Source organism: Neobacillus drentensis (assembly GCF_036966985.1).
In the GTDB taxonomy this organism is placed as follows: domain Bacteria; phylum Bacillota; class Bacilli; order Bacillales; family Cytobacillaceae; genus Neobacillus; species Neobacillus drentensis_E.
In genome coordinates, this window is record NZ_JBALSN010000407.1 from 1 (window position 1) to 1,521 (window position 1,521).

Consider the following 1,521-nt stretch of genomic DNA (forward strand, 5'->3'; position numbering starts at 1 on the left):
ACCTTTATAAACCAATCGTTGGGATGGAACGCATTTCAATTAACAGGAAAAAGCATTTTAGATATGCTATTTCTACTCCCTCCTGTCTTAATATTCGTAGGTTTGCTTGACAAATGGGTGGAGAAAGAAACACTTATTAGATATATGGGAGAAAAATCCGGCATCTATGGCATTTTGTTCTCCCTATTATTAGGAGTAATTGCAGTTGGTCCTCTCTACGTAGCTTTTCCAATTGCGGCACTATTATTAAAAAAAGGAGCTAGCATACGCTATATTGTATTTTTTTTGGGAGTTTGGACAACTGCAAAATTACCGGTTATTGTATATGAATTTGCCTCATTTGGAGTTAAATTTACACTCATTCACATTTGTTTTGGTTTGTTATTTTTCTATTTAATGGGTATTATTTTTGAGAAATTTTATAAGCCTCGACAATTGTTAAAGTATGATATACCTAAAGACGTTTAGATTTAGATCGATAAATCTTTAACCACTCAATCCCAGATTATTTTGTAGCTGAACTTACAACGGATATATACTGCGTGCAGCAAAAGATTAGAGGATACAGTTTGCACTGCATCCTCTTTATAATTCCCTTCTTCAACTAAGCGCCCCATTAGTGGAACAACCAAAAAGGGCTGCCAATTTGACAGCCGACATCTTAAACATAATCGCACCCGTTAGTTGAAGAACAACCTTGTTTATTAATCAATGTTTCTTTAAGAAGTTTAACATTTCATTGAAAGTGTTTTGGGATGATTTTTCATTAAATTTTGTAGAGTATGGGTCACTAAATCCGTGTTGTCCAAAACATTTATATATCTCTATATTCTTTTTATCTAAATTTGAAATTAACTCATCCACACTAAAGGATTGTTCCTCTTGAGGAAAGAATAAAATTGTAGGACATAGTGGTACTATTTGCGTGAAATTCCTAATTCTCGAACCGTAGTATCCCACAACCCCATCAAGGAACTCTTCCTCACTACACAACCAAGCAACAGTTGCCCCAACACTAAATCCAATAATAAATATTTTATCGTATTCATCTTTAACACCTAATAATAAATCCTTTATTTTATGTACAGCATCAGAGAACCCTACATTCTCCATAAAATTGAGATAGGCAATCTCCTCTTCAGAATAATCAAATGGTTGTTCTCGTTCTAATAAGTTCGGACAGATAACATCAAAATCCTGTTTTGATAATAAATCACAAAAATTCTTTATATGTTGATTAATGCCATAGATTTCGTGTATTACAATAATCAAATTGCCTGATTTTTTCAGTTTCTGAAGCATTTTTATCCCCCCTAAAAGTGATTCTACAAATATATAAACAATAGAAATTATATCATTTCTTATTGAACTATCCTGCTCCGTTAGTTCAACAGCAAAGAAACAATCATAAAAGTCTGGAGATCTATTCCTGAAGAAAAACTAAGTTGGAAGCCAGATAATGAAGCAATGAATTGCCTAGAAATGGTCAGGCACGTACTGGAAAGCGAACATTATTATCAC

Annotated in this window: 2 protein-coding genes and 1 pseudogene; 2 read left to right on the forward strand and 1 reads right to left on the reverse strand. The window is 33.3% G+C overall.

Going from position 1 to position 1,521, the window contains the following annotated elements:
• Nucleotides 1–468 (forward strand): permease (locus V7659_RS23515; RefSeq protein ID WP_335542585.1); only part of this gene is annotated, 468 nt, incomplete at its 5' end.
• A 240-nt stretch (nt 469–708) separates the two neighbouring features.
• Here the strand turns inward: V7659_RS23515 and V7659_RS23520 are convergent.
• Nucleotides 709–1,302 carry a dienelactone hydrolase family protein gene (locus tag V7659_RS23520; RefSeq protein ID WP_335542586.1) on the reverse strand — a complete coding sequence of 198 codons (594 nt, stop codon included), beginning with the start codon at nt 1,300–1,302 and terminating at the stop codon, nt 709–711.
• Nucleotides 1,303–1,404: 102 nt separating this feature from the next.
• On the opposite strand from V7659_RS23520, the pseudogene V7659_RS23525 reads away from it, so the two are divergent.
• Nucleotides 1,405–1,521, forward strand: a pseudogene (locus V7659_RS23525) (DinB family protein); the annotation flags it as partial.